The organism is Methylocystis sp. JR02 (assembly GCF_030063565.1).
Classification (GTDB): Bacteria; Pseudomonadota; Alphaproteobacteria; order Rhizobiales; family Beijerinckiaceae; genus Methylocystis; species Methylocystis iwaonis.
The window spans coordinates 2,761,368-2,786,715 of the sequence record NZ_JASIRC010000001.1 but is presented as its reverse complement, the minus strand read 5'-3'; the positions used below and the strand labels follow the sequence as shown (position 1 = coordinate 2,786,715).

The 25,348-nt window shown below is 65.3% G+C and carries 26 protein-coding genes; 13 read left to right on the top strand and 13 right to left on the bottom strand.

Annotated elements, in window-relative coordinates; translation table 11 throughout:
* Position 1 precedes the first annotated feature (1 nt).
* From QNA11_RS13370 to QNA11_RS13360, 3 genes are read left to right on the top strand one after another with little or no spacing between them, the layout of a single operon-like run.
* The gene (locus tag QNA11_RS13370; RefSeq protein ID WP_283483407.1) at positions 2-613 is read left to right on the top strand and encodes a thiamine phosphate synthase; all 612 of its coding nucleotides are present in this window, start codon (positions 2-4) and stop codon (positions 611-613) included.
* Positions 610-1,506, top strand: coding sequence for a tetratricopeptide repeat protein (locus QNA11_RS13365; RefSeq protein ID WP_283483406.1), 897 nt, complete (start codon positions 610-612; stop codon positions 1,504-1,506). The genes QNA11_RS13370 and QNA11_RS13365 overlap by 4 nt, the downstream gene beginning before the upstream one ends.
* Positions 1,503-2,396 carry an alpha/beta hydrolase gene (locus QNA11_RS13360; RefSeq protein WP_283483405.1) on the top strand — a complete coding sequence of 298 codons (894 nt, stop codon included), beginning with the start codon at positions 1,503-1,505 and terminating at the stop codon, positions 2,394-2,396. Before QNA11_RS13365 ends, QNA11_RS13360 begins: the two co-directional genes overlap by 4 nt.
* Positions 2,397-2,660: 264 nt before the next feature.
* Here the strand turns inward: QNA11_RS13360 and QNA11_RS13355 are convergent, their stop codons facing one another.
* The 3 genes from QNA11_RS13355 to QNA11_RS13345 form a co-directional block, all read right to left on the bottom strand.
* On the bottom strand, positions 2,661-3,374 hold the full coding sequence (locus tag QNA11_RS13355; RefSeq protein WP_283483404.1) for a DsbA family protein: 714 nt from the start codon (positions 3,372-3,374) through the stop codon (positions 2,661-2,663).
* Positions 3,375-3,423: 49 nt separating this feature from the next.
* A complete protein-coding gene (locus QNA11_RS13350; RefSeq protein ID WP_283483403.1) occupies positions 3,424-4,542 on the bottom strand; it encodes a M48 family metallopeptidase in 1,119 nt (372 codons plus the stop codon).
* Between the two features lie 131 nt (positions 4,543-4,673).
* Positions 4,674-5,234 (bottom strand): LemA family protein, encoded by a 561-nt coding sequence (locus QNA11_RS13345; protein ID WP_283483402.1) that lies wholly within the window; start codon positions 5,232-5,234, stop codon positions 4,674-4,676.
* A gap of 176 nt (positions 5,235-5,410) precedes the next feature.
* On the opposite strand from QNA11_RS13345, the gene def reads away from it, so the two are divergent.
* The 3 genes from def (at position 5,411) to truA (ending at position 7,902) form a co-directional block, all read left to right on the top strand.
* Positions 5,411-5,977, top strand: a complete 567-nt coding sequence (def, locus tag QNA11_RS13340) for a peptide deformylase (protein WP_283483401.1) — start codon at positions 5,411-5,413, stop codon at positions 5,975-5,977.
* A 3-nt stretch (positions 5,978-5,980) separates the two neighbouring features.
* Positions 5,981-6,907 carry a methionyl-tRNA formyltransferase gene (gene fmt, locus QNA11_RS13335; RefSeq protein ID WP_283483400.1) on the top strand — a complete coding sequence of 309 codons (927 nt, stop codon included), beginning with the start codon at positions 5,981-5,983 and terminating at the stop codon, positions 6,905-6,907.
* A gap of 257 nt (positions 6,908-7,164) precedes the next feature.
* Positions 7,165-7,902, top strand: coding sequence for a tRNA pseudouridine(38-40) synthase TruA (truA, locus tag QNA11_RS13330; protein WP_283483399.1), 738 nt, complete (start codon positions 7,165-7,167; stop codon positions 7,900-7,902).
* Here the strand turns inward: truA and QNA11_RS13325 are convergent.
* The 3 genes from QNA11_RS13325 to QNA11_RS13315 form a co-directional block, all read right to left on the bottom strand.
* Complete coding sequence (locus tag QNA11_RS13325) at positions 7,896-8,129, bottom strand: hypothetical protein (RefSeq protein ID WP_283483398.1); 234 nt, start codon at positions 8,127-8,129, stop codon at positions 7,896-7,898. The two genes, truA and QNA11_RS13325, sit on opposite strands and share 7 nt — an antisense overlap.
* 368 nt (positions 8,130-8,497) lie before the next feature.
* On the bottom strand, positions 8,498-9,247 hold the full coding sequence (locus QNA11_RS13320; RefSeq protein WP_283483397.1) for a molybdopterin-dependent oxidoreductase: 750 nt from the start codon (positions 9,245-9,247) through the stop codon (positions 8,498-8,500).
* Positions 9,244-9,858, bottom strand: coding sequence for a cytochrome b/b6 domain-containing protein (locus tag QNA11_RS13315; RefSeq protein WP_283483396.1), 615 nt, complete (start codon positions 9,856-9,858; stop codon positions 9,244-9,246). The genes QNA11_RS13320 and QNA11_RS13315 overlap by 4 nt, the downstream gene beginning before the upstream one ends.
* A gap of 100 nt (positions 9,859-9,958) precedes the next feature.
* On the opposite strand from QNA11_RS13315, the gene QNA11_RS13310 reads away from it, so the two are divergent.
* Positions 9,959-10,969: an NAD-dependent epimerase/dehydratase family protein gene (locus QNA11_RS13310; protein WP_283483395.1), complete on the top strand. Its 1,011-nt coding sequence runs from the start codon at positions 9,959-9,961 to the stop codon at positions 10,967-10,969.
* Between the two features lie 116 nt (positions 10,970-11,085).
* The gene (locus tag QNA11_RS13305; RefSeq protein ID WP_283483394.1) at positions 11,086-11,922 is read left to right on the top strand and encodes an alpha/beta hydrolase; all 837 of its coding nucleotides are present in this window, start codon (positions 11,086-11,088) and stop codon (positions 11,920-11,922) included.
* Here the strand turns inward: QNA11_RS13305 and lysA are convergent.
* The 3 genes from lysA to QNA11_RS13290 all read right to left on the bottom strand — a co-directional run bounded on the left by lysA (position 11,888) and on the right by QNA11_RS13290 (position 14,838).
* On the bottom strand, positions 11,888-13,153 hold the full coding sequence (gene lysA / locus QNA11_RS13300) for a diaminopimelate decarboxylase (RefSeq protein ID WP_283483393.1): 1,266 nt from the start codon (positions 13,151-13,153) through the stop codon (positions 11,888-11,890). The genes QNA11_RS13305 and lysA overlap by 35 nt on opposite strands.
* 4 nt (positions 13,154-13,157) lie before the next feature.
* A complete protein-coding gene (lptM, locus tag QNA11_RS13295) occupies positions 13,158-13,442 on the bottom strand; it encodes an LPS translocon maturation chaperone LptM (protein WP_283483392.1) in 285 nt (94 codons plus the stop codon).
* A 139-nt stretch (positions 13,443-13,581) separates the two neighbouring features.
* The gene (locus QNA11_RS13290) at positions 13,582-14,838 is read right to left on the bottom strand and encodes a GNAT family N-acetyltransferase (RefSeq protein WP_283483391.1); all 1,257 of its coding nucleotides are present in this window, start codon (positions 14,836-14,838) and stop codon (positions 13,582-13,584) included.
* Positions 14,839-15,016: 178 nt separating this feature from the next.
* Here QNA11_RS13290 and QNA11_RS13285 point away from each other — a divergent pair, with 178 nt between their 5' ends.
* A complete protein-coding gene (locus QNA11_RS13285) occupies positions 15,017-15,571 on the top strand; it encodes a L,D-transpeptidase (protein ID WP_283483390.1) in 555 nt (184 codons plus the stop codon).
* Between the two features lie 105 nt (positions 15,572-15,676).
* Positions 15,677-17,653 (top strand): 1-deoxy-D-xylulose-5-phosphate synthase, encoded by a 1,977-nt coding sequence (gene dxs / locus QNA11_RS13280; RefSeq protein WP_502867531.1) that lies wholly within the window; start codon positions 15,677-15,679, stop codon positions 17,651-17,653.
* 182 nt (positions 17,654-17,835) lie between these two features.
* On the opposite strand, the gene QNA11_RS13275 is transcribed toward dxs, so the two are convergent.
* From QNA11_RS13275 to QNA11_RS13260, 4 genes are all read right to left on the bottom strand, one after another.
* Positions 17,836-19,149 (bottom strand): TIGR03808 family TAT-translocated repetitive protein, encoded by a 1,314-nt coding sequence (locus QNA11_RS13275; RefSeq protein WP_283483389.1) that lies wholly within the window; start codon positions 19,147-19,149, stop codon positions 17,836-17,838.
* Positions 19,150-19,475: 326 nt separating this feature from the next.
* Positions 19,476-20,252, bottom strand: a complete 777-nt coding sequence (locus tag QNA11_RS13270) for a 3-hydroxybutyrate dehydrogenase (RefSeq protein ID WP_281930090.1) — start codon at positions 20,250-20,252, stop codon at positions 19,476-19,478.
* On the bottom strand, positions 20,252-21,004 hold the full coding sequence (locus QNA11_RS13265; protein ID WP_281930091.1) for an acetoacetate decarboxylase: 753 nt from the start codon (positions 21,002-21,004) through the stop codon (positions 20,252-20,254). The genes QNA11_RS13270 and QNA11_RS13265 overlap by 1 nt, the downstream gene beginning before the upstream one ends.
* Positions 21,001-22,116 (bottom strand): patatin-like phospholipase family protein, encoded by a 1,116-nt coding sequence (locus tag QNA11_RS13260; protein WP_283483387.1) that lies wholly within the window; start codon positions 22,114-22,116, stop codon positions 21,001-21,003. The genes QNA11_RS13265 and QNA11_RS13260 overlap by 4 nt, the downstream gene beginning before the upstream one ends.
* 307 nt (positions 22,117-22,423) lie before the next feature.
* On the opposite strand from QNA11_RS13260, the gene QNA11_RS13255 reads away from it, so the two are divergent.
* The 3 genes from QNA11_RS13255 (at position 22,424) to QNA11_RS13245 (ending at position 25,212) form a co-directional block, all read left to right on the top strand.
* Positions 22,424-22,711 (top strand): DUF123 domain-containing protein, encoded by a 288-nt coding sequence (locus tag QNA11_RS13255; RefSeq protein WP_283483386.1) that lies wholly within the window; start codon positions 22,424-22,426, stop codon positions 22,709-22,711.
* Entirely contained in the window at positions 22,712-24,211 is a 1,500-nt protein-coding gene (hisS, locus tag QNA11_RS13250) for a histidine--tRNA ligase (protein ID WP_283483385.1), read from the top strand.
* Positions 24,212-24,390: 179 nt separating this feature from the next.
* On the top strand, positions 24,391-25,212 hold the full coding sequence (locus QNA11_RS13245) for a universal stress protein (protein ID WP_281930097.1): 822 nt from the start codon (positions 24,391-24,393) through the stop codon (positions 25,210-25,212).
* The last annotated feature ends 136 nt before the right edge of the window (positions 25,213-25,348 follow it).

Below are 25,348 nucleotides of genomic sequence, written 5' to 3'. Positions count from 1 at the left end.
CATGAGCGAAGACGCGCCGCGCCTCTATCTCGCCACCCCGCCGCTGGCGGATGCCCGCGATTTCCTGCCCGCGCTCGAAAACGCGCTCTCGGCGGGCGACGTCGCGTCGCTCCTCATTCGGCTTGCGGGTGACGATCCTCGCAAGAACGAAGAGATCGTGCGGGCGCTCACGCCTTTGGCGCAGGAGAAGGGCGTCGCTGTTCTCGTCGAGGGCTCCGCCACCGTGGCGCTGCGCGCCAGGGCCGATGGCGCGCACATAAACGGCTCCGGTGAGGAGCTGGTCGACGCCGTAAAGAGGCTCTCGCCCAAATATATCGTCGGCGCCGGCGGCTTCGAGCTGCGCGACGACGCCATGCGCGCCGGCGAGCTGAATGTCGATTACGTGCTGTTCGAGGGTGCGGATTTGGCCGGGTTGATCGAGCGCGTCGCCTGGTGGGCGGAGCTGTTCAACACGCCCTGCGTCGCCCGCGCCGCCTCGCTCGCCGAGATCGCGCCGCTCGCCGAAGCGGGCGCCGATTTCGTGATGCTCGACGACGCCGTCTGGGCGGATAAACGCGGTCCGGCGGCGGCGGTCGCAGAGGCGTTGCAGCTTTTGGAAGGAACGCGCGCATGATCCGCCGTTTCATGGCGCCGTTCGTCGCCTTGAGCCTGTCGACGCTCGCCCTCGCGGCGCCGGCCGAAACACCGACGTCCTCTTCGCGCGATCTGGCCTTCGGCGCCTATCAACGCGGCGACTACAAGGCCGCTCTGGCCGAGGCGAAGAAGCGTGTCGACGCCAATCCCAAGGACGCCGCCGCGCAGACCCTTATCGGGCGGCTCTATCTCGAAGGCGCCGGCGTCACGCGCGATATGAAACAGGCGATGGACTGGTTTCGGCGCGGGGCGGACAATGGCGATGCGGAAGCCGCCTATCTCTACGGCGTCGGGCTGCTCGAAGGCATCGACATCGCCAAGGATCGCGCCCGCGCCCGCGCCTATCTCGAAAAGGCCGGCGTGAAAGAACATGCGGCGGCGCTGCATCTTTTGGGCGAGATCGCGCTCGAAAATGACGGCAGGGACCCCGATTTCGCGAAGGCCCTGAGCTTCTTCAAGCGCGCCTCGGCGGCCGGCTCAGCCGACGCCGATTATGCGCTGGGCATTCTCTACAAGACCGGCAAGGGCGTCGAGAAGGACGAGCGGCAGGCGGCGGATTGGTTCAAGCGCGGCGCCGATCTTGGTCTCGCCCCGGCGATGGTCGAATACGCCATCATGCAGTTCAACGGTGTGGGCGTGGAGCGCGACCGGGCCGCCGCCGTCGATCTCCTGCGCAAGGCGGCGCAGAAGGGCAATGCCGTGGCGCAGAACCGCCTCGCCCATCTCTACGCCGAAGGGCTCGGGGTGGAGGTGGATGTCGCGCAGGCCAAGCAATGGCGCGACAAGGCGAAGGCAGGGGGGCTCAACGATCCCTCGCTCGATTTCCTCTCCAACGCTCCCGCGCCGAAGCCGGCGGCGGCGCCAGCGAAATGACGGAGCGTCAGGCGAGCGTCGCGGCGCGGCGGACCTCTGCGCTTTTGAGGAGATTCGTGAAGCCGCGGCTCTTGGGAACGATCGCGTCGCTGCGGCGCTTTCAGGCCCTTGTCGAACGGGTCTCTCCCGAAAAGCGCGCGCCCTTTATGCCGGACGTCCCGGGCGATTGGGTTCCGGCGATCGGGGCCCCAGTGGGTGCGACGCTCGTCTATCTCTATGGCGGCGCCTTTCTCGTCGGCTCCTCGCGCTTGTTCCGTTTCATTGCGCGCGATTTCGCCCGCGCCGGCTTCGATGTTTTCACGCCCGACTATCGACTTGCCCCCGAGCATATTTTTCCCGCGGCGCTCGATGATGTTCTGCACGCCTATAAGGCGCTGCTGGCGTCCCGGCCTGGCCCGATCGTTCTCGCCGGCGACTCGGCCGGCGGCGGGCTCGCCGTCGCGTTGATGCTTCGCGCGCGCGACGAAGGCCTGCCGCTCCCGACAGCCGCCGCGCTGTTTTCGCCCTGGACGGACCTTGCCGTCGCCGGCCCCTCGGCGCGCGAAAACGAAGAAAAGGACGCGCTCTTCACCCGCCGCGTCATCCTTTCCGGCGCGCGGTCGGCGCTCGGCCGAACGAGCGGGAAAAACCCGCTGGCCTCGCCCGTCTACGCCGATCTGTCAGGCCTGCCGCCGCTCATCGTCCATGCGGGGCGCGACGAGGCCCTGCGCGACGACTCCGCCCGCCTCGTCGAGCGCGCGCGGGCGGCGGGTGTGGAGGTGGATTTCGAGCTTTGGCCGGATGTCCCTCACGCCTGGCAATGGATGGGCTTCATCCCCGAAGCGCGCGAGTCGCGCGGCAAGGCGATTGCTTTCCTGAAGCAAAAGCTGGCGGTCGCCGCGGCCGTTTGAACGTCTCGGTTTGAGCCTTGGCATTCCCCACGTTCGCACAGTTCGGACACAGGGGATTCCGGAGCAAGGTTAGCGCTCGCTGCGCGATCTGGCGCGCAAGCCCGTGCTGCTCCGTCATTGCGAGGAGCGTAGCGACGAAGCAATCCAGAGCAGCTACTGCGGCCCTGGATTGCTTCGCTACGCTCGCAATGACGGGCTTATGCGTTGTCATTCGCGATCGCGCTACGCGCGCGTGGGGATTGACAACCCGCGCTGGAAATGGCGTCAGCCCTTCTTCTCGCAGACCGGCTGATCGCATTTGCGGGCGTTGGCGATGATCTCGCGCAGTGGCTTGGCGCCCGGCCAGCCGAGGATCGCCGTTCCGGCGATGACGAAAGCGGGCGTCATAGCGAGGCCCAGCGCGGCCGCGAGGCGCGTCTGTTTTTTGACGACGTCGCTGACCGTTTCGCTGTCGGCCGATTCTTCCACCTTGGCTGCGTCGAGCCCCATGGCGCGCACGATGGCGAGCGCCGAGGGCCCATTGGCGCCGCCGCGCGCCGCATACATTTTCAGGTGAAAATCATTCGCCTTCGCCGGGCCGTAGAGGCGCAGGACGGATTGTTGAACTTTCGCCGCCTGCACCGATCCGATGGAGAGGATGGCGTTGTTGATCAGCCCCACGCGCACATTTCGGTCGCTGGCGGCGATGCTCGCCAGCTCGCGCGCCGCCTTGCGACAGAAAACGCAATTATAATCGAAGAATTCGTAGAGGATCACATCGCCGTCGCGTCGGCCCTCCCACAAAATGCCGGGAAGACTCGCCGGGTCCAGCTCCGAAGGGATGCGGAAATTCTGCATCGGCTCGCCGGTCTCGCCGCGCAGCGCGAAAGCCGAGTCGTCCTGTGCGCGCAGCGGAGAGATCGAAAGAAAAGGGGCCGCGCCGAGAGCGCCGAGCGCCGCGCGTCTGGTTAATTGCCTGCTTGGGCGATCAAACTTCAATTCTCTGCTCCTCGGCTTTTGGGCGGGATCGACGCATGGGACAAAACGGTCAGCCCCATGGGCCGGGCTTTGGCGGATCAAGAGGGCTGTGGCCATCCTTCGGCAGGAAAGACCCTTCCTCCGTCTGTGGCTCGATCGCCTCGGGCGCGGCCTCTTCGATCGGCGCCGGAGCGGGGGCAATCTCCACATCCTGTCCGCCGGCATAAACGATCAACGCCTTGATGCGCTCGTCGACGCTCGGATGCGTGGCGAGCCAGCTCGATTCCTGCACGCGCGCGGGGCTCTCGATGAAGAATGCGTGCATGCGCGACGGCATGTCGGGGATCACCGAATGCGCCTCAATTTTCCGCAGCGCGGAGATCATGGCGTCGGGATTTTTGGTCAGTTCCACAGAGCCGGCGTCGGCGAGATATTCGCGCGAGCGCGACAGTGCGAAGCGGATCAGCACCGAGGCGCCCCAGCTCAGCAGGATGATGAGCAGCGCCAGGACGATCGCGATCATCGCGCCGCCATCGCGCCGGTTGTCCTCGCGATCGGAGGAGCGGGTCGGCATGAAGCCGAAAGGGAAGTTCCAGTTGCGGAACGTCAAATCCGCGACGAAAGCGAAAATGCCGGCGAAGATCACCGCGATCACCATCATCTGAACGTCGCGGTTTCGGATATGGGTCAGCTCATGAGCGAGCACCGCCTCGATCTCGGGGTCGGTCAATTCCACGAGCAGGCCGCGCGTGACGGCGATGCGATATTTCCCCTCTTCAATGCCCGAGGCGTAGGCGTTGAGCGCGTCGCTCTCGACGATCTGCAGCGCCGGGATGGGAATGCCGCGCGAAATGCAGAGATTTTCGAGGAGATTGTAAAGCCGGGGCGATTCCGCGCGGCTGACGTCATGCGCGCCGGTCGCGAAGTCGATCATCCTCTGGTGAAAGAAATAGGCGATGGCGAACCAGGCCCCCGCCGCCGCGACGCCGATCGGCCAGCCATATTCGAGGTCCTTTGTCGCGCGGGCGACAATGACCTCGAAAGGCGCGTCGCCCGCGTTCAGAGCCTCGAAGATCAGCGCGAAAGAAAACATCAGCGCCAGCAGCAGGACGACAAAGCCCGCAAGTAGGAAGCCCGAGCGCATCCGATTGGCGCGGATGTGGGAATAGAGGCCGTAGGCTTTGAACATGGGTGTTCCCGTTTTAGCGCGCCGCCGCGTGGCTCCCCGTCATTGCGAGCGAAGCGAAGCAATCCAGGGCGTCATCGCGGCTCTGGATTGCTTCGTCGCTTCGCTCCTCACAATGAAGGGGCTGTCGTCGGTTAGAACTGCACCTTGGGCGCCGCTTCGATGGCCTTTTGCTCGGCTTCGCCCAGACTGAAATAATCCATCGGCTCGAAGCCATAACGCTGGGCGATCAGGAAACCGGGAAAGCCCTCGCGCGTCCCGTTATATTCGGCGACCGTATTGTTGAGGAAACGCCGCGCGGCCGAGATCTTGTTCTCTATATCCGCAAGCTCGCTCTGCAACTGCTGGAAGTTCTGATTGGCCTTGAGATCGGGATAGGCTTCGCTGAGCGCAATGAGGCGGGAGAGCGCGCCAGTCAGCGCGCCCTCGGCCGCGCCCTGGGCCGTGGGGCCGGCCGCCGAGACGGCGGCGTTGCGCGCCTTGACCACGTCTTCCAGCGTCGTCTTCTCATGCGTGGCGTAGCCCTTCACCGTCTCGACCAGATTAGGGACGAGGTCGTGGCGTTGCTTGAGCTGGACATTGATATCCGAGAAGGCCTGTTTGCAGCGCTGCCGCAGATTGACGAGACCATTATAGGCCCCGACCAGCCAGAAGCCGACCGCCGCCGCGAGGCCGAGCAACACGAGTAGCGCCATTTGACATTCCTCCCCTTGGCCCGCCGCGTGAAACCGCCGCCGGAGCATGGGCATGTTAGCCGCCCGTCGCGTCGGGGCAAAGGCCGCGTCTATTTGACGGAACGGCCGCTCACGCCTATCTCTTGACGAAAGGCTCACGGCTCGCGGAACCGCGACGAACCCTAAAAGAATTAGCGATGGCTCTTCTGCCGATCATCACCCTGCCCGATCCCCGGCTGCGCAAGGTCTCGCAGCCGGTGGAGCGCGTCGACGCCGAGATTTTGCAGCTTCTCGACGATATGCTGGAGACCATGTACGAGGCGCCCGGCGTCGGGCTCGCGGCCATTCAGGTGGCCGTGGCCAAGCGCATCGTCGTCGTCGACACCGGCAAGACGGAGGAGGAGCGCAGCCCGCTCTTCCTGATCAATCCCGAGATCATCTGGGCCTCGGAGGAGCTCTCCTCCTACAACGAGGGCTGCCTCTCGGTGCCGGATTATTTCGACGACGTGAAGCGCCCGGCGCGCGTGCGCGTGCGCCATCTCGACCGCGCGGGCGAGAGGCAGGAGTTCGACGCCGACGGCTTCCTCGCGACGGTCGTGCAGCATGAGCTGGAGCATCTCGAGGGCGGCCTGTTCATCGACAATCTGTCGCGGCTGAAGCGCGAGCGCGTCGTCAAGAAATTCACCAAGGCGGCGCGGATGGACGAAATCGTGGCCCAGCGCCGCGCCGACGCCGCCCGCCAGTCGGAAGACGTCGAGGCCTGACGCTTGCGCGTGATTTTCATGGGCACGCCGGGCTTCGCGACGGCGCTGCTGAAAGAGCTTTGCGCGCGCGGTCACGAGATCGCCGCCGTCTATTCCCAGCCGCCGCGCCCGGCGGGGCGGGGGATGTCGGAGAAGAAATCCAGCGTCCACCAATTCGCTGAGAGCAAGGGCCTTCTCGTGCGCACGCCGAAGAGTCTGCGTGGGGCCGAGGAGCAGGCGGCTTTCAAGGCGCTGCAGGCCGATGTCGCGGTCGTCGCGGCCTATGGCCTGCTGCTGCCGCAACCCATTCTCGACGCGCCGAAACATGGCTGCCTCAACCTCCACGGTTCGCTCCTGCCACGCTGGCGCGGCGCCGCGCCGATCCAGCGTGCGATCATGGCTGGAGACAAGGAGAGCGGCGTCGAGGTGATGAAGATGGACGCCGGGCTCGACACGGGCCCCGTCGCGCTCACCGCGAAAACGCCGATCGGTCCGGATATGACGGCCGGCGAGCTGCACGACCGGCTCGCCGAGCTCGGGGCGCCCCTGATGGCGGATGCGCTCGATCTTCTTGCCATGGGCGACTTGCGTTTCACGCCGCAGCCGGAAGAGGGCGCCTGCTACGCCGCCAAGATCGACAAGGCGGAGGCGCGCATCGACTGGCGCCGGCCGGCCCACGAGCTGCATGACCATGTGCGCGGCCTCACGCCCTTTCCGGGGGCCTTTTTCGAGGGCGACCTCGGCCATGGCGTCGAGCGGGTGAAAGTGCTGCGCACGCAAGTGGAAGCTGGCAAGGGCGCGCCGGGGACGATTCTCGACGAGGCCGGCCTCATCGCCTGCGGCGACGGCGCGCTTCGGCTCCTGCGCGTGCAGCGCGCCGGCAAGGGCGAGATGGCGATCGAGGAATTTCTACGCGGCCGCAAGCTCGCGAAGGGCGCCGTGCTGGGATGAGGGCAGTGCAGGCAGGGGCTTGTAGGGGTGGCGGCAGCCAATCCCCAGCCCATTCGGTCAAAAGCGAATCTGGCTCGGTCGGCGCAGAATACCTCCCCTTTACGGGGAGGTCGGCGGCCGCAGGCCGCCGGGTGGGGTTCTCGCCGCTACGACAATGGTTGGGGCCTTACCCCACCCGACCCCGCTCACGCGGGGCCACCCTCCCCGTAAAGGGGAGGGATAGGCTCACGCCCAGCGCTGTCCCTTGGCCCTGAGACATGCCCCGTTACGCGCTCACCATCGAATATGACGGCGGACCCTTCGTCGGCTGGCAGCGGCAGGCCAATGGCATGTCCGTGCAGCAGCGGCTGGAGGAGGCCGTGCGCGCCATCAATGGCGCCCCCGCCGTCATCCATGGCGCCGGGCGCACCGACGCAGGCGTCCATGCGCTGGGCCAGGTCGCCCATGTCGATCTCACGCGGGAATGGCGCCTGGATCGCTTGCGCGACGCGCTCAACGCGCATCTCAAGCCCGACCCCATCGCGGTAGTCGACGCGCGGGCGGTGGATGAGCGTTTCGAAGCGCGCTTCTCCGCCATCCGCCGCCACTATCGCTACATCATCGACAATCGCCGTGCGCCTCTGACCGTCACGTTCGGCCGCGCCTGGCATGTCAAGCGCCCGCTCGACGCCGAGGCGATGCACGACGCCGCGCAGCGCCTCGTCGGCCGCTATGATTTCACCACCTTCCGCGCCTCCGAATGCCAGGCCAATTCACCGATCCGCACGCTCGAGCGGCTCGACGTGCGGCGTGAGGGCGACCGTATCGAGATCGTCACTTGCGCGCGGTCCTTCCTGCATAATCAGGTGCGCTCCATGGCTGGTTCGCTGGAGCATGTCGGGACCGGCAAATGGTCCGCCGACGATCTCGCCGCCGCCCTCGCGGCGAAAGACCGTGCGCGGTGCGGCCAGGTTGCGCCGCCGCACGGTCTCTATCTCGTCGCCGTGGATTATTGAGTCACGGTCGCAGGCGCGTTGGCCCCGTTGGTTTCGGATTTCGCGGCGTCATCCTTGGGCGCCGCCTGCTTGTCCGTTTTCTTCACCGCCGCATGGTCGATCTTCTTGGCGGCGGTCCTGGGCGCGTCTGGCGATTTCGGCTTGGCCAACGCGCCATGCATGGGAACGATGCTTGCCGACAGCACGGCGGCGAGAATGCCATTCACGCGGCTTCGATTCTGGATCATGAAAACCCCTCTCGTCGAATGCCCCCATTCCGGCGAATCACCGGCCGCCCGAGACGATAACAACCGCCTACCGTGGAGATGTTGAGCCTTGCGCTAGGCGAGGCCGGGATGATTTCAAGGCGTAACGGCCACGATTGAGGCGGGCTTGCCCCAATCATGTTGTCCGATATGCAGGAGCGAATGTTGCGCCTGCCATACCATTTCCGTTTGATTAGCCCGCACCGGGGAATGCAGAGCCACAAAAGCGCGGGTTTTACTCAGCGTCCGTCATTGCGAGCGAAGCGAAGCAATCCAGGGCGGCGATGCGGCCCTGGATTGCTTCGTCGGCTCCGCCTCCTCGCAATGACGGCGGGTCGGATGATCGCGCGCTATGAGCCGCTGAACCAGTTGTAGCCCTTGTCTTCCCAGTAACCGCCGGGATTATCGTTGGTGACGAAAATCTCGACGACGAATTTCGGGTTTTTGAAACCGAGCTTCGTTGGAATGCGAATCTTCACGGGAAAGCCATATTTCGTCTCTCCCGGCAGGCCCGGAAAATCCAAGGCAAGCAGCGTCTGCGGACGTAGCGCGCTCGGCATGTCGATGCTCGTCGAATAATTGTCGGCGCAGCGGAAGCCGACATAGCGTGCCGTCATATCCGCGCCGATGCGTTCGAGGAACACTCGGAACGGAACGCCGCCCCATTTGCCGATGGCGCTCCACCCTTCGACGCAGACATGGCGCGTGATCTGCGAAACTTGCGGCAGGTCGCGCAGCTCTTCCAACGACCATGGGCGCTTGTTTTCGATGAGCCCGGAAAGCAGCAAGCGATAGCGCTCGCCATCAATGACCGGCGCGAGCCCCTCTTCGTAATAGGCGTTGAAGGGGAAGGGCGTCGTAACTTCCGCCTCGGAATAGAGAGGCGCGAGCTTGCTCGGGTTGAAGAGCGCCGCCTGAGCGGCGTCGTTGAAGCGCGACATGGTGAAGAGCAGGCGGTCGACGGCGTCTTCGTCTTTCAGCGTGCAGCCGGAGAGCATGGTCAGCGCGCCGAGAGAGAGGCTTTGCTTCAGGAAATGCCGGCGCTCAATGCGTTCGAGTTGCGGGCGGAAATCGGCAAGAGAGATTTTGCGTCGTTTCACTGCGCCTGCTCCCTACTTCCGATCGTCATGGCTTTCAGAACGCTCTTATTCGACAGCGCCAGCGAGATATGGGCGAGAAGGAAGAACACCAGAGCCGCCATGGCGAAGAAATGCACGCGCCGCGCCGTCTCGAAGCCGCCCATGAGCGCGGTCAGCTCCTGCAATTGCACGGGCTTCCACAAAGCGAGCCCGGACAGAATCGCGACGATGGTGGCGAAAATCGCGAAGACGTAAGCCGCGCGTTGCGCGGCGTTGTAACGACCGGGAACATGCGCCATGCGGCCCGTGAGTACGGCTCGCGCGTCACGCCAGATCGCGCCAGGCCACAGCGGCAGGAAAAGACGCTGGAAACGCCCGGTTGCGATTCCATACAGCAGATAGGCGAGGAGATTGGCCGCCAGCAGCCACATGGCGGCGAAATGCCAGGCCAGCGCCCCCGCGAGCCAGCCGCCGAGCGTAAGTTCGGCCGGGAATAGGAAGCCATAGAGCGGCGAGGCGTCGTAGATCCGCCAGCCGGACAGGATCATCACGATCACCGCGAAGGCGTTGATCCAGTGCAGGGCCCGCAACAAGAGCGGGTGGTTTGGGGCGTCTATCTTCTCGCTTCGCATCTCGCCTCAACCTATCGCGCCATGGCGCGCGTTGACAGGGGCAAGGCGATTGCCCAAGACGGCGCGGCGGCGATCTGTCCGCCCAGAGCCAGGCTAAAAGATGCGCGTTTTCATCACCGGCACTTCCGGCTTCATCGGCTTCCACCTCGCGCGGCGGCTGCTGGCGCTGGGCCACACGGTCGACGGCTTCGACGGCATGACGCCCTATTACGATCCGCGGCTCAAGGAGGCGCGGCGCGAAATCCTGGCGCGCGAAGACGGCTTTCGCGATACGGTCGCCATGCTCGAGGATATGGCGGCGCTGACGCAGGCCGCCGAGCGCAGCGCCCCCGACGTCATCATCCACCTCGCGGCGCAGGCGGGCGTGCGCTACAGCCTCGAAAATCCGCGCGCTTATGTGGAGTCCAATCTCGTCGGGACCTTCAACGTGCTGGAGATCGCGCGCATCCTGAAGCCGCGCCATCTCCTCATCGCCTCGACGAGCTCGGTCTATGGCGCGAGCCCGACCGTGCCTTTCCGCGAGGATGACAAGACCGATCATCCGCTGACGCTCTATGCGGCAAGCAAGAAGGCGGGCGAGGCCATGGCGCATTCCTACGCGCATCTGTGGTCGATTCCGACGACCATGTTCCGCTTCTTCACGGTCTACGGCCCCTGGGGCCGGCCCGACATGGCGCCATTGAAATTCCTCGAAGCGATCGAAAGCGGCCGCCCGATCGACATTTATAATCACGGCAATATGTCGCGTGATTTCACTTACATAGATGACCTCGTCAAGGCGATCGCGCGGCTGATGGCGTGCGTCCCGCAGCGCGACTCCGGCGACGACTCGGTCTCGCCGCAGGCGCCCTATCGCATCGTGAACATCGGCCGCGGCGCGCCGGCGCCTTTGCTCGATTTCATCGACACGCTGGAAAAAGCCGCGGGCAAAAAGGCGATCCGCAATTATCTCGACATGCAGAAGGGCGACGTGCCGCGCACCTTCGCCTCGGCTGATCTCCTTGAGCGACTCACGGGATACCGCCCGCAGACCTCGGTGGCGGAGGGCGTGAAGGCGCTCGTCGAGTGGTACCGGGAGTATCGGGAGAAGAACGGGCCGTTGCGGCTTTGACCGGAAGGGACACTCCCGTCATTGCGAGCGAAGCGAAGCAATCCAGGGCGGCAATGTGGCTCTGGATTGCTTCGTCGCTTTGCTCCTCGCAATGACGGCCTTGGAGAGACAGCGCCGTGAAATGGCTCAAAATAACGCTGGCCAGCGTCACAACTCTTTATCTTCTCTCATTCTCAGGCCTCGCGCTGCAGCAGCGCGCGATGATCTATCCTCGGCATGCGCTCCTCGTAACGCCCGCGCAAGCGGGGCTCTCGGACGTCGAAACGCTGCGGCTGAAGACCGAGGACGGGGAGACGCTCGAAGCCTGGCATCGCGCCCCGAAAGACGCGCGCTTTCCGCTCATTCTTTATTTCCAGGGCAATGCGGGTCCTCTGGCCGACCGCAAGAAGCGCTTCGATAAATTGACCCGCCATGGTTACGGCCTGCTGGCGACCTCCTGGCGGGGCTATGGCGGATCGACCGGCGCGCCGTCGGAAGAGGGGCTCATGCGCGACGCTGAGGCGGCCTATGCCGAAGCCCTCAGGCGCGGCTTCAAGCCCGAGCGCATCGTGGTGATGGGCGAGTCGCTCGGCACGGGCGTCGCGACCATGCTCGCCGCCCGCCATGGCGCGGCGGCGCTGGTGCTGGACTCGCCCTATGACTCAGTCCTTGCCGTGGCGCAGTCGCGCTTTCCGATCTTCCCGGTGAGCCTCGTCCTCCAGGACACTTTCCGCGCCGATGAGGCGATCGGCAAGGTGCGCGCGCCAGTGTTGATGTTGGTGGGCGAGGACGATCGCATCACCCCCGCCGCCAACGCCCGGCGGCTGTTCGAGCGGGCGGGAGAGCCCAAGCAGTTGATCGCCTTGCCGGGCGTCAGCCATCTCGCCTTGTCGAGCCCGGGCGCGCTGGAAAAGACGATGGACTGGATCGACGCCGCCGCTACAGCCAGTCCGGCACGCGATCCAGCGCAATAAGCTCCGCGACGCTCGGGCGCGGTCGGATCACGGCGTAGCGCGCGCCGTCGACCAGCACCTCGGGGATCAAGGGCCGCGTATTGTAGGTTCCGGCCTGCACGGCTCCATAGGCGCCGGAGGTCAGCACGGCGATCAGCTCGCCGGGTTTCGCGTCCGGCATTTTGCGGCCCAGCGCCAGATAGTCGCCCGTCTCGCAGACCGGGCCGACGACGTCGGCGACGATCTCGGCGCGGTCCGTCGGCTCGCGCACGGGCATCAGGTCGTGGTGGGCGTCATAGAGCGTCGGCCGCACCAGATCATTCATGCCGGCGTCGACGATGACGAAGGTCTTGGCCTCGCCCCGCTTCACATAGATCACGCGCGTGATCAGCACGCCGGCGTTGCCGACGATCAGGCGCCCGGGCTCGAAGACGAGCTTGCAGCTTAAGCCTCCGAAATGCCGGCGCACGATCTCGGCATAGCGCTCCGGGTGGTAGGACTGCGGATCGTCGCCCTCGTGATAGGGGATGCCGAGCCCGCCGCCGAGATCGACATGGGAGATGTCATGGCCGTCGGCGCGCAGATCGCGCACCAGCTCGGCGAGCAGCGAGAAAGCCTCATCGAAAGGCTCTAGGTCGGTGAGCTGCGAGCCGATATGCATATCGGCGCCGGCGATCTTTATGCCCGGCAGCTTCGCGGCGCGGGCGTAGACCTCGCGGGCGTGAGAGAGCGGCACGCCGAACTTATTCTCTGATTTGCCGGTCGAAATCTTCTTGTGGGTACGCGCATCGACGTCCGGATTGACGCGTAGAGACACAGGCGCCGCGCGGCCCTTGGCCGAGGCGATGCGCGAAATCGCTTCAAGCTCCGGCTCGGATTCGACATTGAAGCAGAAGATGCCGGCGTCGAGCGCTGCGCCGATCTCCTCGTCCGTCTTGCCGACGCCGGAGAAGGTGATCTTCGACCCCGGGACCCCGGCCGCCAGGGCGCGGGCGAGCTCGCCGCCCGAGACCACATCCATGCCGGCGCCTTCCTTGGCAAGGAGGCGCAGCACGGCCTGGTTGGAGTTGGCTTTCATCGCATAGCAGACGAGCGCGTCGAGCCCCGTAAAAGCCTGCGAAAAGACCCGGAAGTGCCGGCGGATCGTCGCCGCGGAATAGCAGTAGAAGGGCGTCCCGACTTCGGCTGCGAGCTCGGACACGGCGACGTCTTCGGCGAAGAGCGCGCCGTTGCGGTAATCGAAATGGTGCATTGCGTCAGAGCAGCGGGTCGAGAGGGAAGGGATATTGTTCGGGCGGCCGGTTGCCGATCGTGCCGGGGATCGGCGGCGGCGGCGGTTCCGGAACCGCCTGCCCCGGAGCGGGCCTGGGCGCGTTTTTCGCCGATTTCGCCAGCGCGGCGGCCTGTTGCGCCTTCAGCGCCTCGCCCTGCGCCTGAATCTCGGGCGGCAGTTCGAGCGGCCCGCGCCGGCCGCACGCCGAGAGGCCGGTTGCGGCGAAAGCGGCCAGGAAAAGGAGCAGGCAGGGTCGGCGGATCGTCACAGGCGTCAAGTCCGGCGTTTGGCGAGGTCGCGGGCACTATACCGATCCGGATCGAAAAGGCGAGAGCGCCGCTCTTGAGGACCGCGCGGCTTCAGCCGCGCATTTTTGAGCGCGCCTGAAGGCGCGCGGTCCGCTTCCTTCAGCTCACCTTGCGCTTGAGCAGCCGGTTGGCCAGGCGCTTGGCCATCTCCCGCGCCTGCCGGCGGGCGTTGGCGCGCCGGCAACTCGCGAGGAAGGCGCCGTCGCCACGCGCGCCGAGCGACACGGCGACGTCACAGACGCCGATCCGATCCGGCCAGATGCGGTCGATCATCGGGTGATTGGCGATGGCGCAGCTATCCACATAGTCGAGATCGCCGCCATCGAGCGCCGCCTTGGTGTGCGCATAGACAAGCTGGATGCCCGGCGCCTGGGCGCGCAGGGACTCGTCGAAAGCGATCTTCCACAAATAGCTGCGACCCTGGCTCTCCAGCACCACCGCCATGGCGATCGGGCGCCCGTCGAGGCGCAACGACTGGATCTTGCAGCCATTCTCGCGCGCGAGCAGCCGCGTCGCGCTGCGCAGGAAAGTGGCGAGCGCCGGCTGCGAGAGCAGCGCGCCGCGCCAGGCCTTCCAGCCCGAGGCTTCGAGGGCCAGAAATTCCTCGGCCGCGGCTTTGATTTCCGCTTCGCTGTCATGGGTTTCGAAGGTGACGCGACCCATCTCGCCCAGGCGGCGCGCCTGACGGCGGATTTCCGCGAGCTTTTTCGTCGCGCCGGCGCGGGGTCCCAGCGCGTCGGCCGCGCCGCCCGGCAGCAGCGCGGCGCGTTCGTAGGAATCGAGAACGTCGACGGCGCGGCCAGCGACAACGCGTTGCAGAGCCTGATGGAAGCGGCCGTTGGTCGGCATCCGCGCGAATAGGACGCCGGCGGATTTCTCGCGCGCCTCGACCCAGACGAGGAAGGCCTCGATCGTCTCGGGGGCGCGATCGCGGTCGACGAGCGGCGTCGCGAGCGCCGCCTGCTTGTGCAGCCACAGACGGATCAGCCCGTCGCCGAACAGCGGACTCGGCGCGACGATCGGGAAAACGCCGGTCAGCCGGCCGGCGCCATCGCGCACGACAATGAAGCGGGGGCGCTCGGCCGCCGGGCAATGCCGCGCCGCCGACAAAGCGAAACCCGGCTCGTAGAAGGCGTTCGGCTCGAGGGCGCGCCGCGAGAGATCGCGCCAATCGGGCGCGAGCGCGTCCATATGCTCGAGAGACAGCTCCGCCGCCCGAGAGGGAGCGATCGGCGCGGCGACATCCGTCCCGCCCACGAGGCGCGGGAAGCGCTCGCCGGACGCGCGCCGATCGGCGCGGCCGAACTCGGCCATGGCCAATGCAACTCCTTTTACGTTCAGGAACGGCGCGAGCATCTTCGACAATCCTTGGCGCTGACCCATTTTGAGGCGGGAGGGCGTCTGAATGTGAGACGTTCGGCCCCGGCCCGCCTTGCGGCAGGCGTGAGGTTCAAGTCTGGCGCCAAAGCGTGTTCATCCCATCCGGCCGCCCGGCGCCTTTACGGGGACCACCCGGCGTGGTTAGGTTTTCGCCATGAAAATGTTCCGTTTCTTTCTCCTCGCGGCGACGCTGCTGGCCGCCGCGCCCGCTTTCGCGACCGTGCGCATTTCGATCGACCTCGCGTCGCAGCGTCTGACGGCGGTACGCGGCGGCGAAACGGTCGTGTGGAAAATCTCCAGCGGCCGGTCGGGCTACGAGACGCCCACCGGGCATTACGCGGTCATGCGCATGGAGGCTGATCACTACTCCGACGAGTATGACCAGGCGCCGATGCCCTACGCCATCTTTTTCTCGCCCCGGGGCCTCGCCATCCACGGCAGTTTCGAGCGCGGCCTGGGCGCCCCCCGCTCGCATGGCTGCGTCCGCCTGTCGGTCGCCAACGCCCAGAAGCTCTTCGAATGGGTCGAGCAACAGGGGGCGACGATCGACATCGTCGGCGAAACCCGGACGGCTCGCGCGCCGAGAAGCGAACGCGCCGACGACCTCACGCGCCCCGTCCGCGCACGTCCGGTCGCGCGGGTTCGGCCGGCCCAGCCGGCACAGCCGGCTCCCTCGGACTTTTTCCTGTTCGAGGCCGATAGATATTGATTTTTGTCGGGCTGTGGCCCCATGAGCGTTGCGCCGGGGCAACAGTCTTCGGAGAATCCATTGGCGCGTGCGGCGGCGCATTTGCTGCGCCATGGCTTAGCGGATATGCCTAGACCCCAGAAAATTTCGGACATCCCAGACGAGAGCGACGCTTTGACGACATCGAAGACCCCCTTGCTCGATCAGATTCCGACTCCGCAGGAACTGCGCAAGCTGCAGCCCAATCAACTGAGGCAGGTCGCCGATGAGCTGCGCCGGGAGACGATCGACGCCGTCTCGGTCACGGGCGGGCATCTGGGCGCCGGCCTCGGCGTCGTCGAGCTGACGGTGGCGCTCCACTACGTCTTCAACACGCCGGACGACCGCATCATCTGGGACGTCGGCCACCAGACCTATCCGCACAAAATCCTCACCGGGCGTCGCGACCGCATCCGCACGCTGCGCATGGGCGGCGGCCTCTCCGGCTTCACCAAGCGCGCGGAAAGCGAATATGACGCTTTCGGCGCCGGCCATTCCTCGACCTCCATCTCCGCCGGCCTCGGCATGGCGATCGCGCGCGATCTCTCGCATGGCGACAACCATGTCGTGGCGGTCATCGGCGACAGCTCCATGTCGGCGGGCATGGCCTATGAGGCCCTGAACAACGCCGGCGCGCTGGATTCGCGCCTCATCGTCATCCTCAACGACAACGACATGTCGATCGCGCCGCCGACCGGCGCCATGTCGGCCTATCTCGCGCGCCTCGTCTCGGGCGGCGCCTATCGCTCGATCCGCGACGCCGCCAAGCAGCTCGCCTCGCATCTGCCGCGCTTTATTTACGACAAGGCGCGCAAGGCCGAGGAGTTCTCGCGCAGCTTCATCACCGGCGGCACCATGTTCGAGGAGCTCGGCTTCTATTATGTCGGGCCGATCGACGGGCATAATCTCGACCATCTCCTGCCCGTGCTGATGAATGTCCGCGACAAGGACGACGGCCCCGTGCTGGTCCATGTCGTCACGCAGAAGGGCAAGGGCTATGCGCCCGCCGAGGCGGCCGAGGACAAATATCACGGCGTCGTCAAATTCGACGTCGAGACCGGCAAGCAATATAAGCCCAAGGCCAACGCCCCCTCCTATACGGGCGTCTTCGCCAAGGCGCTGATCGCCGAGGCGGAGCACGACGACAAGATCGTCGCCGTCACCGCCGCCATGCCGTCGGGCACCGGCCTCGACGCCTTCGGCAAGCATTTCCCGACCCGCACCTTCGACGTCGCCATCGCCGAGCAGCATGCGGTGACCTTTGCGGCCGGCCTGGCCTGCGAGGGCTACAAGCCCTTCTGTGCGCTTTATTCGACCTTCCTGCAGCGCGGCTATGATCAGGTCGTGCACGACGTCGCCATCCAGCATCTGCCGGTGCGCTTCGCGATCGACCGCGCAGGGCTCGTGGGCGCCGACGGTCCGACCCATGCGGGCGCTTTCGACATCGCTTATCTTGGCTGCCTGCCGGGCATGGTGGTGATGGCCGCGGCCGACGAATCCGAGCTGATGCATATGGTCTCGACCGCTGTCGCCTATGAGGAAGGCCCAATCGCCTTCCGCTATCCGCGTGGCGAGGGCGTGGGCGTCGAGCTGCCCGAGCGCGGCGAGATTCTCGAGATCGGCAAGGGCCGCATCGTCCGCGAGGGCTCCAAGGTCGCGCTGCTCTCGCTCGGCACCCGCCTCGGCGACGCGCTGAAGGCCGCCGAGGAGCTCGAGAATTACGGAATCTCGACGACTGTCGCCGACTCCCGCTTCGCCAAGCCCATCGACCGCGACCTCATCCGTCGCCTCGCCGCCAATCACGAAGTGTTGATTGCGATCGAGGAAGGCTCCATCGGCGGCTTCGGCTCGCAGGTCTTCCAGGTCCTCTCGGACGACGGCCTGCTCGACGGCGCGCGCGGCGCCTTCAAGTTCCGCAGCATGACGCTGCCCGACGCCTATATCGACCACGACAAGCACGAGATGATGCTTGCCCGCGCCATGCTTGACAGCAAGGCGATGGTCGCGAAGGCGCTGGAGCTGCTCGGTGACGAGAAGGCCGCCGCGCGGGTGATGATCGCGTAAAACGCCAGACTCTGTCATTCCCGACGCGCGAAGCGCGATCGGGAATCCAGAGCAAAAACAGCGTTATCTTGGCCCGCCGTCATTGCGAGGAGCGTAAGCGACGAAGCAATCCAGGGCAGCCATAGCGGCTCTGGATTGCTTCGCTTCGCTCGCAATGACGGGAATGACACTCCCTATTGGCGTCAGCCCGTCTCATTGTCCCGCACGACCAGACGCGGATATTTTTGCGCGCCTGATTTCGTCAGATCGCCCGGCAGAAAAGTCATCCCGGCCGTCGCAATCACCGCCGCCTTTTTTGCGCTGATCCGGTTGCGCGCGACCGTGGCGTCGCCGGCCCCTTCGCCGGTTGCGAGCACGACGCCGTAGTCGACGCCGGAAATCTCATTGGCCTCGGCGCGCAGATTTTCGCGCCAGCCGCCCAGCGCAATGCCGATCCATCCCGGCCCGACGATCTTATTGCCGGTGATGTCGGCGTTCTTCTCGGCGAGAATGCCGGTGAGCCACAGCATCTGCGGCCCGAACTCGGGGTCAGGATGGCTCTCCTTCATGGAGATGATGGTGTTGCCCGAGACGATCGCCCCATCCGTGCCCTGATCGGCGTTGGCGACGGCGATGCCGGCGCCTGCGTCTTCGATGCGATTGTCGCGGAAGACGGAATTTTTCGCGCCGAATTCGGCGTACATCGCCTTTTCCCGGAAGCCCTTGCAGTCGTTGCCGATGACGTCCACGCCGTGGCCGGCGTTGTTGCGCACGGCGCTATAGGCGCAGCGATAGATGCGGTTGCGCTCGACGCGGATCGTCCCCGCGCCCCAGACGAGGACGCCATTGCCATAGGGCCCATTGCCGCCCGAGCGGTTGTCGACATCCTCGACGAGAGAGTTGCGGATGCGCGAGCCGTCGTAGCGGCCTGCCGACGTTGCGTGGATGACGAGGCCGTTGTCCCCGCAACGATGAATATGGTTGTTGTCGAAATCGACGCCGAGGCCGTCGCGCGAATAAATGCCGGCGTCGGCGGCATCCGCGATCTCATTTTGCGCAATAACGCCGCCGCAGCGGGCGAGCATGACGCCGCGCGCGGAGGAGCGGCGGATAATGCAGCCGCGGATCGAAAGATCGATCACGTCGGTGAAGTCGAGGAGGCCCCTCTCTTTCCGGGTGACGCCGCCGGCGCCGTCGAAGACGAGGTTTTCCAGCGTGATCTTGCGCGCCATGCTGGCGGAGAGCAGCGGGCCGAGGCCCGAGAGCTTCAAGATGGTGCGGCCGGGGACGCCTTGCAGGATGGCGCCGTCCGGCAGATCGAGCCCGGCGAGCGTGATCTCGCCCGCGGGGAGCGACACGGCCGCTCCTTTGCGCGCCGCCTCACGCAGCCTTTGCGCGAGATCATCCGTCCGCGCCAGGGCCAGTGGATTTGGCAGGTAAAGTGAGGCGCTTGCCGCGCAGCAAAGGCGCAGCATGTCGCGGCGGGAAAGGGGGGCGGGAAAATAGCCGCTGGACATTCTCGTAAGTCGCCCTTCCGCGCGGCTCGGTCGACCCCAAGATGCACGAGCGGTGAATTTCATACAGGATCCGCTTGATTGGTTCGGCGCCATTCCTGAAAAACAGCGAATCTTGGCCCGCCGTCATTGCGAGGAGCGTAAGCGACGAAGCAATCCAGGGCAGCTATAGCGGCTCTGGATTGCTTCGCATCTCTGCGAAGTCGGGTTTACCCGACTTCGAAAAAAATGCTCGCAATGACGGAGGCTCTGGATTCCCGGTCGGGCTTTCAGCCCGCCGAGAATGACATTCGCCAATGTGAGCTGTTCAAGCGGAAACAGTACAAACCTCAATTCATATGCCAGCCATGGCTGACAATAATCGACTCGCCCGTCAGCGCGTTGGTCTTGAACGCCGCGAGCATCAGCGCGACTTCCGCCACATCCTCGACCTTGGTGAACTGGCTGTCGACGGTTTCCTTCAGCAGCACATCCGTCACCACCTGCTTTTCACTGATGCCGAGCTCCTGCGCCTGTTCGGGGATTTGCTTCTCGACGAGCGGCGTCATGACGAAGCCGGGACAGATCGCGTTGGCGCGGACGTTATGTTTCGCGCCTTCCTTGGCCATCACGCGCGTCAGCCCCAATATGCCGTGCTTCGCCGCGACATAGGCCGATTTCAAGGGCGACGCTTCGTGGCTGTGCACCGAGCCCATATAGATCAGCGCGCCCGAGCGCTGCGGATACATATATTTCACGCAGGCTTTCGTCGTGAGAAAGGCGCCGTCGAGATGAATGGCGAGCACCTTTTTCCAATCCGCGAACGGGAATTCCTCGATCGGATGGACGATCTGAATGCCGGCGTTGGAGACGAGCGCGTCGATCGCGCCGAACCATTTCGCGGCGGCGTCGACGCCGGCGTTGACCTGTTCCTCGTTCGATACGTCCATGCCGACGCCGATCGCCACTTTGTCGCCGCCGAGCTCAGAGGCGGCGGCCTTGGCGGCGTCGAGATTGAGGTCGGCGATGACGACGCGTCCCTGCGCTTCGACGAAACGCTTGGCGATGGCGTTGCCGATGCCGCTCGCGGCGCCGGTGATCAGGCAAACTTTTCCGTCGAGAGTCATCAGCGGGGCCTTTCCTCAGAGAGATAATCGAAGACGACCGTTCCAAGACCAAGCGTGAGGTCGGCGAGGATATGCGTCGCCGAAAGGATTTCCCGCACGGGAAGATCGGCGACGGGCGCGAGCGCGTGGTGGGCGAGTTGAAGCGAGGCTGGACCAGTCCAGGCGCCTTTCACCGTGATGTCCTCGAGCCGGAAATCGACCAGCTCCAGAATTCGGGGCGCACCATCGACATGTGGGATGATCTTGAGAAGAAAATTCGGCGCGGACATGGACTTCGCCATCGCCGCCGGATCGAGCGCGACATGTTTGTAGCCCATGACGCCCGTCGCGATGCGCACGGAGCCATAATCGAGCGTGCCGACGAGCGCGTCGCGTTCGACGGCGAGCGAGGGTTGCGCGAATTTCTTCGGAAAGCCCCACAATTCCCGCCCGCCGTAAATGGGCGGGCCGTCGTTGAGATACATGGCGTGCGTGTAGTTCCCGCGCCGGCCCTCGAACACGACAGGAATGACCTGGCCCGACTCCGTATAATCGCCGAACCCCGTCGAGTTGGGCATGCGGATGAATTCGAAATTCACGATCGGGTCGACGAAAGAAAGCGGTTCGGGAACAACTTTCGCAAGGGCTTCCCGATCAGTGCGATACGAAACGATCAGATACTCGCGGTCGACGAATCGATAGGGGCCTTTTGGGAAGGCCGGGCTCGTCAACGGCATGGCGAAGGCGGTACGACGAATCTCGTCCAGGGTCATGAGTCTTGTTCCTTCGTCAAATCAAGAATGGCGACGCCATAATCGGGCGGCGTACGATCGCGCCACGCAGGGTGGGCAAGCGTGGTTTCGACGTCGCGCACGCCCGCCGACCAGTTTTCCATCATTGTGTAACGGGAAAATTCGTAATCCTTGGAGTTCGTCTCATAGGCGGCGGCGCGGTGAATCAGTTGCACAATGGTGATCGCTGCGCCGCAGCCGAAGTCGCTCAGCGCGCGCCAGTCGGGATCGTCGCGCAGGGCTTCGGGAAGCCTTTCGCTCAAACGCCGGATGTGACGGCGGATCGTCTGGAGGTCGCGGAATACGTCGGTATTGAGCCTCGTGCGGCTCGAAAAACGAATGTCCTTTTCGCGCTGGCTGACGTCGATCAGCGTCGTCGGCGCGGGACCGCGCGCAGAGAAAAGATCGATTTGGAAGATGCACATGTGGTCGCGCGGGCCGCACATTTCGAGCACATATTGCAGCGGCGTGTTGGAGACGAGGCCGCCGTCCCAGTAGAGTTCGCCGTCGATTTCCACCGGCGGAAAGCCCGGGGGAAGCGCGCCGCTCGCCATGATGTGCTCGGGCGTGATGCGCTCGTTCTGCGAGTCGAAATAGCGAAAATTTCCGGTGCGCACATTGACGGCGCCGATGCTGATCCGCGTCTCGCCGGAATTGAGCCGGTCGAAATCGACAAGCTCCAACAAAGTCTCGCGCAACGGCTTGGTGCCGTAGATGCTGACGGACGTCTCATTTGCCGGCCAGAGGAGCGGCAGGGAGGGGCGCGGCGAGAAAAATCCGGGCACGCCGAAAGTCGCGGTCGTCGCCGCGCTGAACTCGTTGAAGGCCCGCCGAACCACGACGTCGTCGGAAAGCGGGGAAACCTGCAGGCCGCTCGTCATGCGGCTCCAGAGTTCGCGCAATCGGTCGACGCGCTTTTCGGGGGGATTTCCGCAGATGATGGCGGCGTTGATCGCGCCGATGGAGATGCCGGCGACCCAATCGGGCGCATGGCCCGCCCCCATGAGGGTCGCGACGGCTCCGGCCTGATAGGAGCCGAGCGCGCCGCCGCCCTGCAAGACAAGAACGTTTTTTTCGCTGAGCGCCGTGGCCATTCAACCCCGCGAAGCATAAGAATCGAAAAAAGCGCCGGCAGCTTAGCGGTTAAGGGCGCACTGCGGTAAAAGTTTTTGCGGTGCGGCAAATTTTGTGTTTACGGCGCGGCGGAAGAGGCCGGAGAAAAACTCCAACTGTCTGAAATGCCTGGATTGGTCTTCGTTGCCGCCGCCGATGGAGCGCCCCCGAGCCCGGGCGCCTATGCCTTGTGGTTGCGGCTTCCCGCGCCGCTGGCTGTAAAGGCCGGCGCGCGCGTCGGCGCATTGGAGCCTGCCCGGCGGGCTGCGCGCCCGGCTGGCGCGCCATATGCGCCGCGACAAGCGCGCCCATTGGCACGTCGACCAGCTCACCATGGCGGGCGACGTTCTGGGCGCCTTTATCGTCGAGGGCGGGAGCGAATGCGCGCTCAATGCGGCGCTCGGCGCCTTGCCTTTTCCCCTGCCGGGCTTCGGCAGCTCCGATTGTCCGCGCTGCGTCTCGCATCTGCGGCTTTTTCCCGCCAACGCACGGCTTCCCTCCGAATGGGAAAATGCTAGGAAGGCGGCGAGATTCAGCCCCCTCCCTGGGAGGGAGCGCGCAGCGGAACTAAAGTGAATGTCCAGCGACGAAAAGAAATCTAAGGTCGAAGCCAGAAGCCCGCGCGGATTTGCGGATCGCGAGGCGGGAGAGCTTGCCGCCACGGGCCGCATGCTCGACGTCATCCGCTCGGTCTATGAGCTTTACGGGTTCGAGGCGCTGGAGACCCCGGCCTTCGAATATACCGATGCGCTCGGCAAATTCCTGCCCGACCAGGACCGGCCGAATGAAGGCGTCTTCTCGCTGCAGGACGACGACGAGCAATGGCTGTCGCTGCGCTACGATCTGACGGCGCCGCTCGCCCGTTTCGTCGCGCAGAATTACGACCGGCTGCCCAAGCCCTATCGCTCCTATCGCTGCGGCCATGTCTATCGCAACGAGAAGCCGGGGCCGGGGCGTTTTCGCCAGTTCATGCAGTTCGACGCCGACACGGTGGGGTCGGCTTCGCCCGCCGCCGATGCGGAAATCTGCATGATGGCGGCGGAGGCGCTGGAGCGGCTCGGCATCGCGCGCGGCGATTATGTCATCAAGATCAACAGCCGCAAGGTGCTCGACGGCGTGATGGAGGCGATCGGCGTCGGCGGCGCGGAGAACGCCGCGCGCCGCCTCGTCGTGCTGCGCGCCATCGACAAGCTCGATCGGCTCGGGCCGGACGGCGTCCGCCAGTTGCTGGGCGAAGGCCGCAAGGATGAAAGCGGCGATTTCACCAAAGGCGCGGGCCTGCCGCTGCCGGCGATCGACACGATCCTCTCCTTCAGCCTCGGCGGCCAATATAAGGACGGCAAGCCGCAGTTCGACCTCTTCGGCCTGCTCGGCAAGAGTGAGATCGGCGCGCAGGGGGCGGAGGAGCTGCTCGAGATCGAGGATCTCGCGCGCGACGCCGGCTTCGGGCCGGACCGCATCCGCATCGATCCTTCCGTCGTCCGCGGGCTCGAATATTACACCGGGCCGGTTTTCGAGGCCGACCTCACTTTCGAGACGCGCGACGAGAAGGGCAATCCGGTGCGCTTCGGCTCGGTCGGCGGCGGCGGGCGCTACGACGGCCTCGTCGGTCGTTTCCGGCCCGAGAACACGCCGGCGACGGGCTTCTCCATCGGCGTCTCACGGCTCTTCGCGGCCTTGAAGCTCGTCGGCAGCCCCATCGTGACAGCGCTCCCGCATGTCGGGCCGGTGGTGGTGCTGGTGCTCGACCGCGACCGCGTCGCCGATTACCAGCGCATGGTCGCGCAATTGCGGGCGGCGGGGATCGCCGCCGAGCTGTATCTGGGCGCGGCGGGCATGAAGGCGCAGATGAAATACGCCGACCGCCGCAACAGCCCGCTCGTCGTGATCCAGGGCTCGGACGAGAAGGCGAAGGGCGAGGTCCAGATCAAGGATCTCGTCGCCGGCGCCAAGGCGGCCGCGGCCATCGCCACCAATGAGGAATGGAAGGCGGCGCGCCCCGCGCAGATCTCCGTGCCCGAGAGCGAGCTGGCCGCGGAAGTCGCGAAGGCGCTGGCGGCGCAGCGAGAGCAGTAGGCCGGGCGGGCGTCATTGCGAGGAGCGTCGCGAGGAAGCAACCCAGAGCAGCTACTGCGGCCCTGGATTGCTTCGCTTCGCTCGCAATGACGGAGGGTCGGTGCGACAACGCCGTACTAGGCGCGGCCCTCACGGCGATATAGGTTTCTCTTTAGACAAAGAGAGCCGGGAGAGACGCGATGATCGGTAACCCGCCCAAATCCATTGTTCATCCGACGGACCTCTCCTTTTCGGGCCAGGACGCCTTCGCCCATGCGCTGCGCATCGCCGTGGCGACGCAGGGCGCGTTGCATCTTCTGCATATCGAGAATCTCGAAGAGGAAGCGCCCGACGGCTGGGAGCGCTTTCCGCATGTGCGGGAGACGCTGGCCCGCTGGCGGATGATCGACCCTGCCGCCTCGCGCGCCGAGGTCGCCGAAAAACTGGGCGTGCAGTTCGTGAAGGCTGCGGTCGAGGCGGGGTCGCCGGTGCATGGCGTCGCAGCCTATGTGACGCGCCATCTGTGCGACCTGATGGTGCTGATGACGCATAACCGCACCGGGCTCGAGCGCTGGCTCGACGAATCGGTCGCAGAGGAGGCGGTCCGCGAGACCCTCATACCGGCGCTCTTGCTGCGCGAGGATCAGACGGGCTTCGTCGATCGTGAGACCGGCGTGGTGTCGCTCAATACGGTGCTGATGCCGGTCGAGCCCAATGTGGCGCCGCTCGACGCCTTCCGGCACATCGCCGATTTCGCCCATGCGATGAATCCGGCGGCCGACGTCATGCTTCTGCATGTCGGCGAGCGGCTGCCGATCTTCGAGGGTCTGCTGCCGCATATCGAATTGCGGCAGGGGCCGGTGGTCGAGACGATTCTGGCTTATGCGGCGGAGATCGGCGCCGATCTCATCGCCATGCCGACGCAAGGACGCCGGGGCCTGCTCGACGCGCTGCGCGGCTCGACGACCGAACGCGTGCTGCGCGAGTCGCCTTGCCCGGTTTATGCGGTGCCGGCGCGGTAGCAACCGTCATTGCGAGCGAAGCGGAGCAATCCAGAGCAGCGATGTGGCGCTGGATTGCGTCGTCGCTTCGTTCCTCGCAATGACTCCGGTTGGTCTTATACGAGATCCGCTTGATTGGTTCGCTGTCATTCCCGAC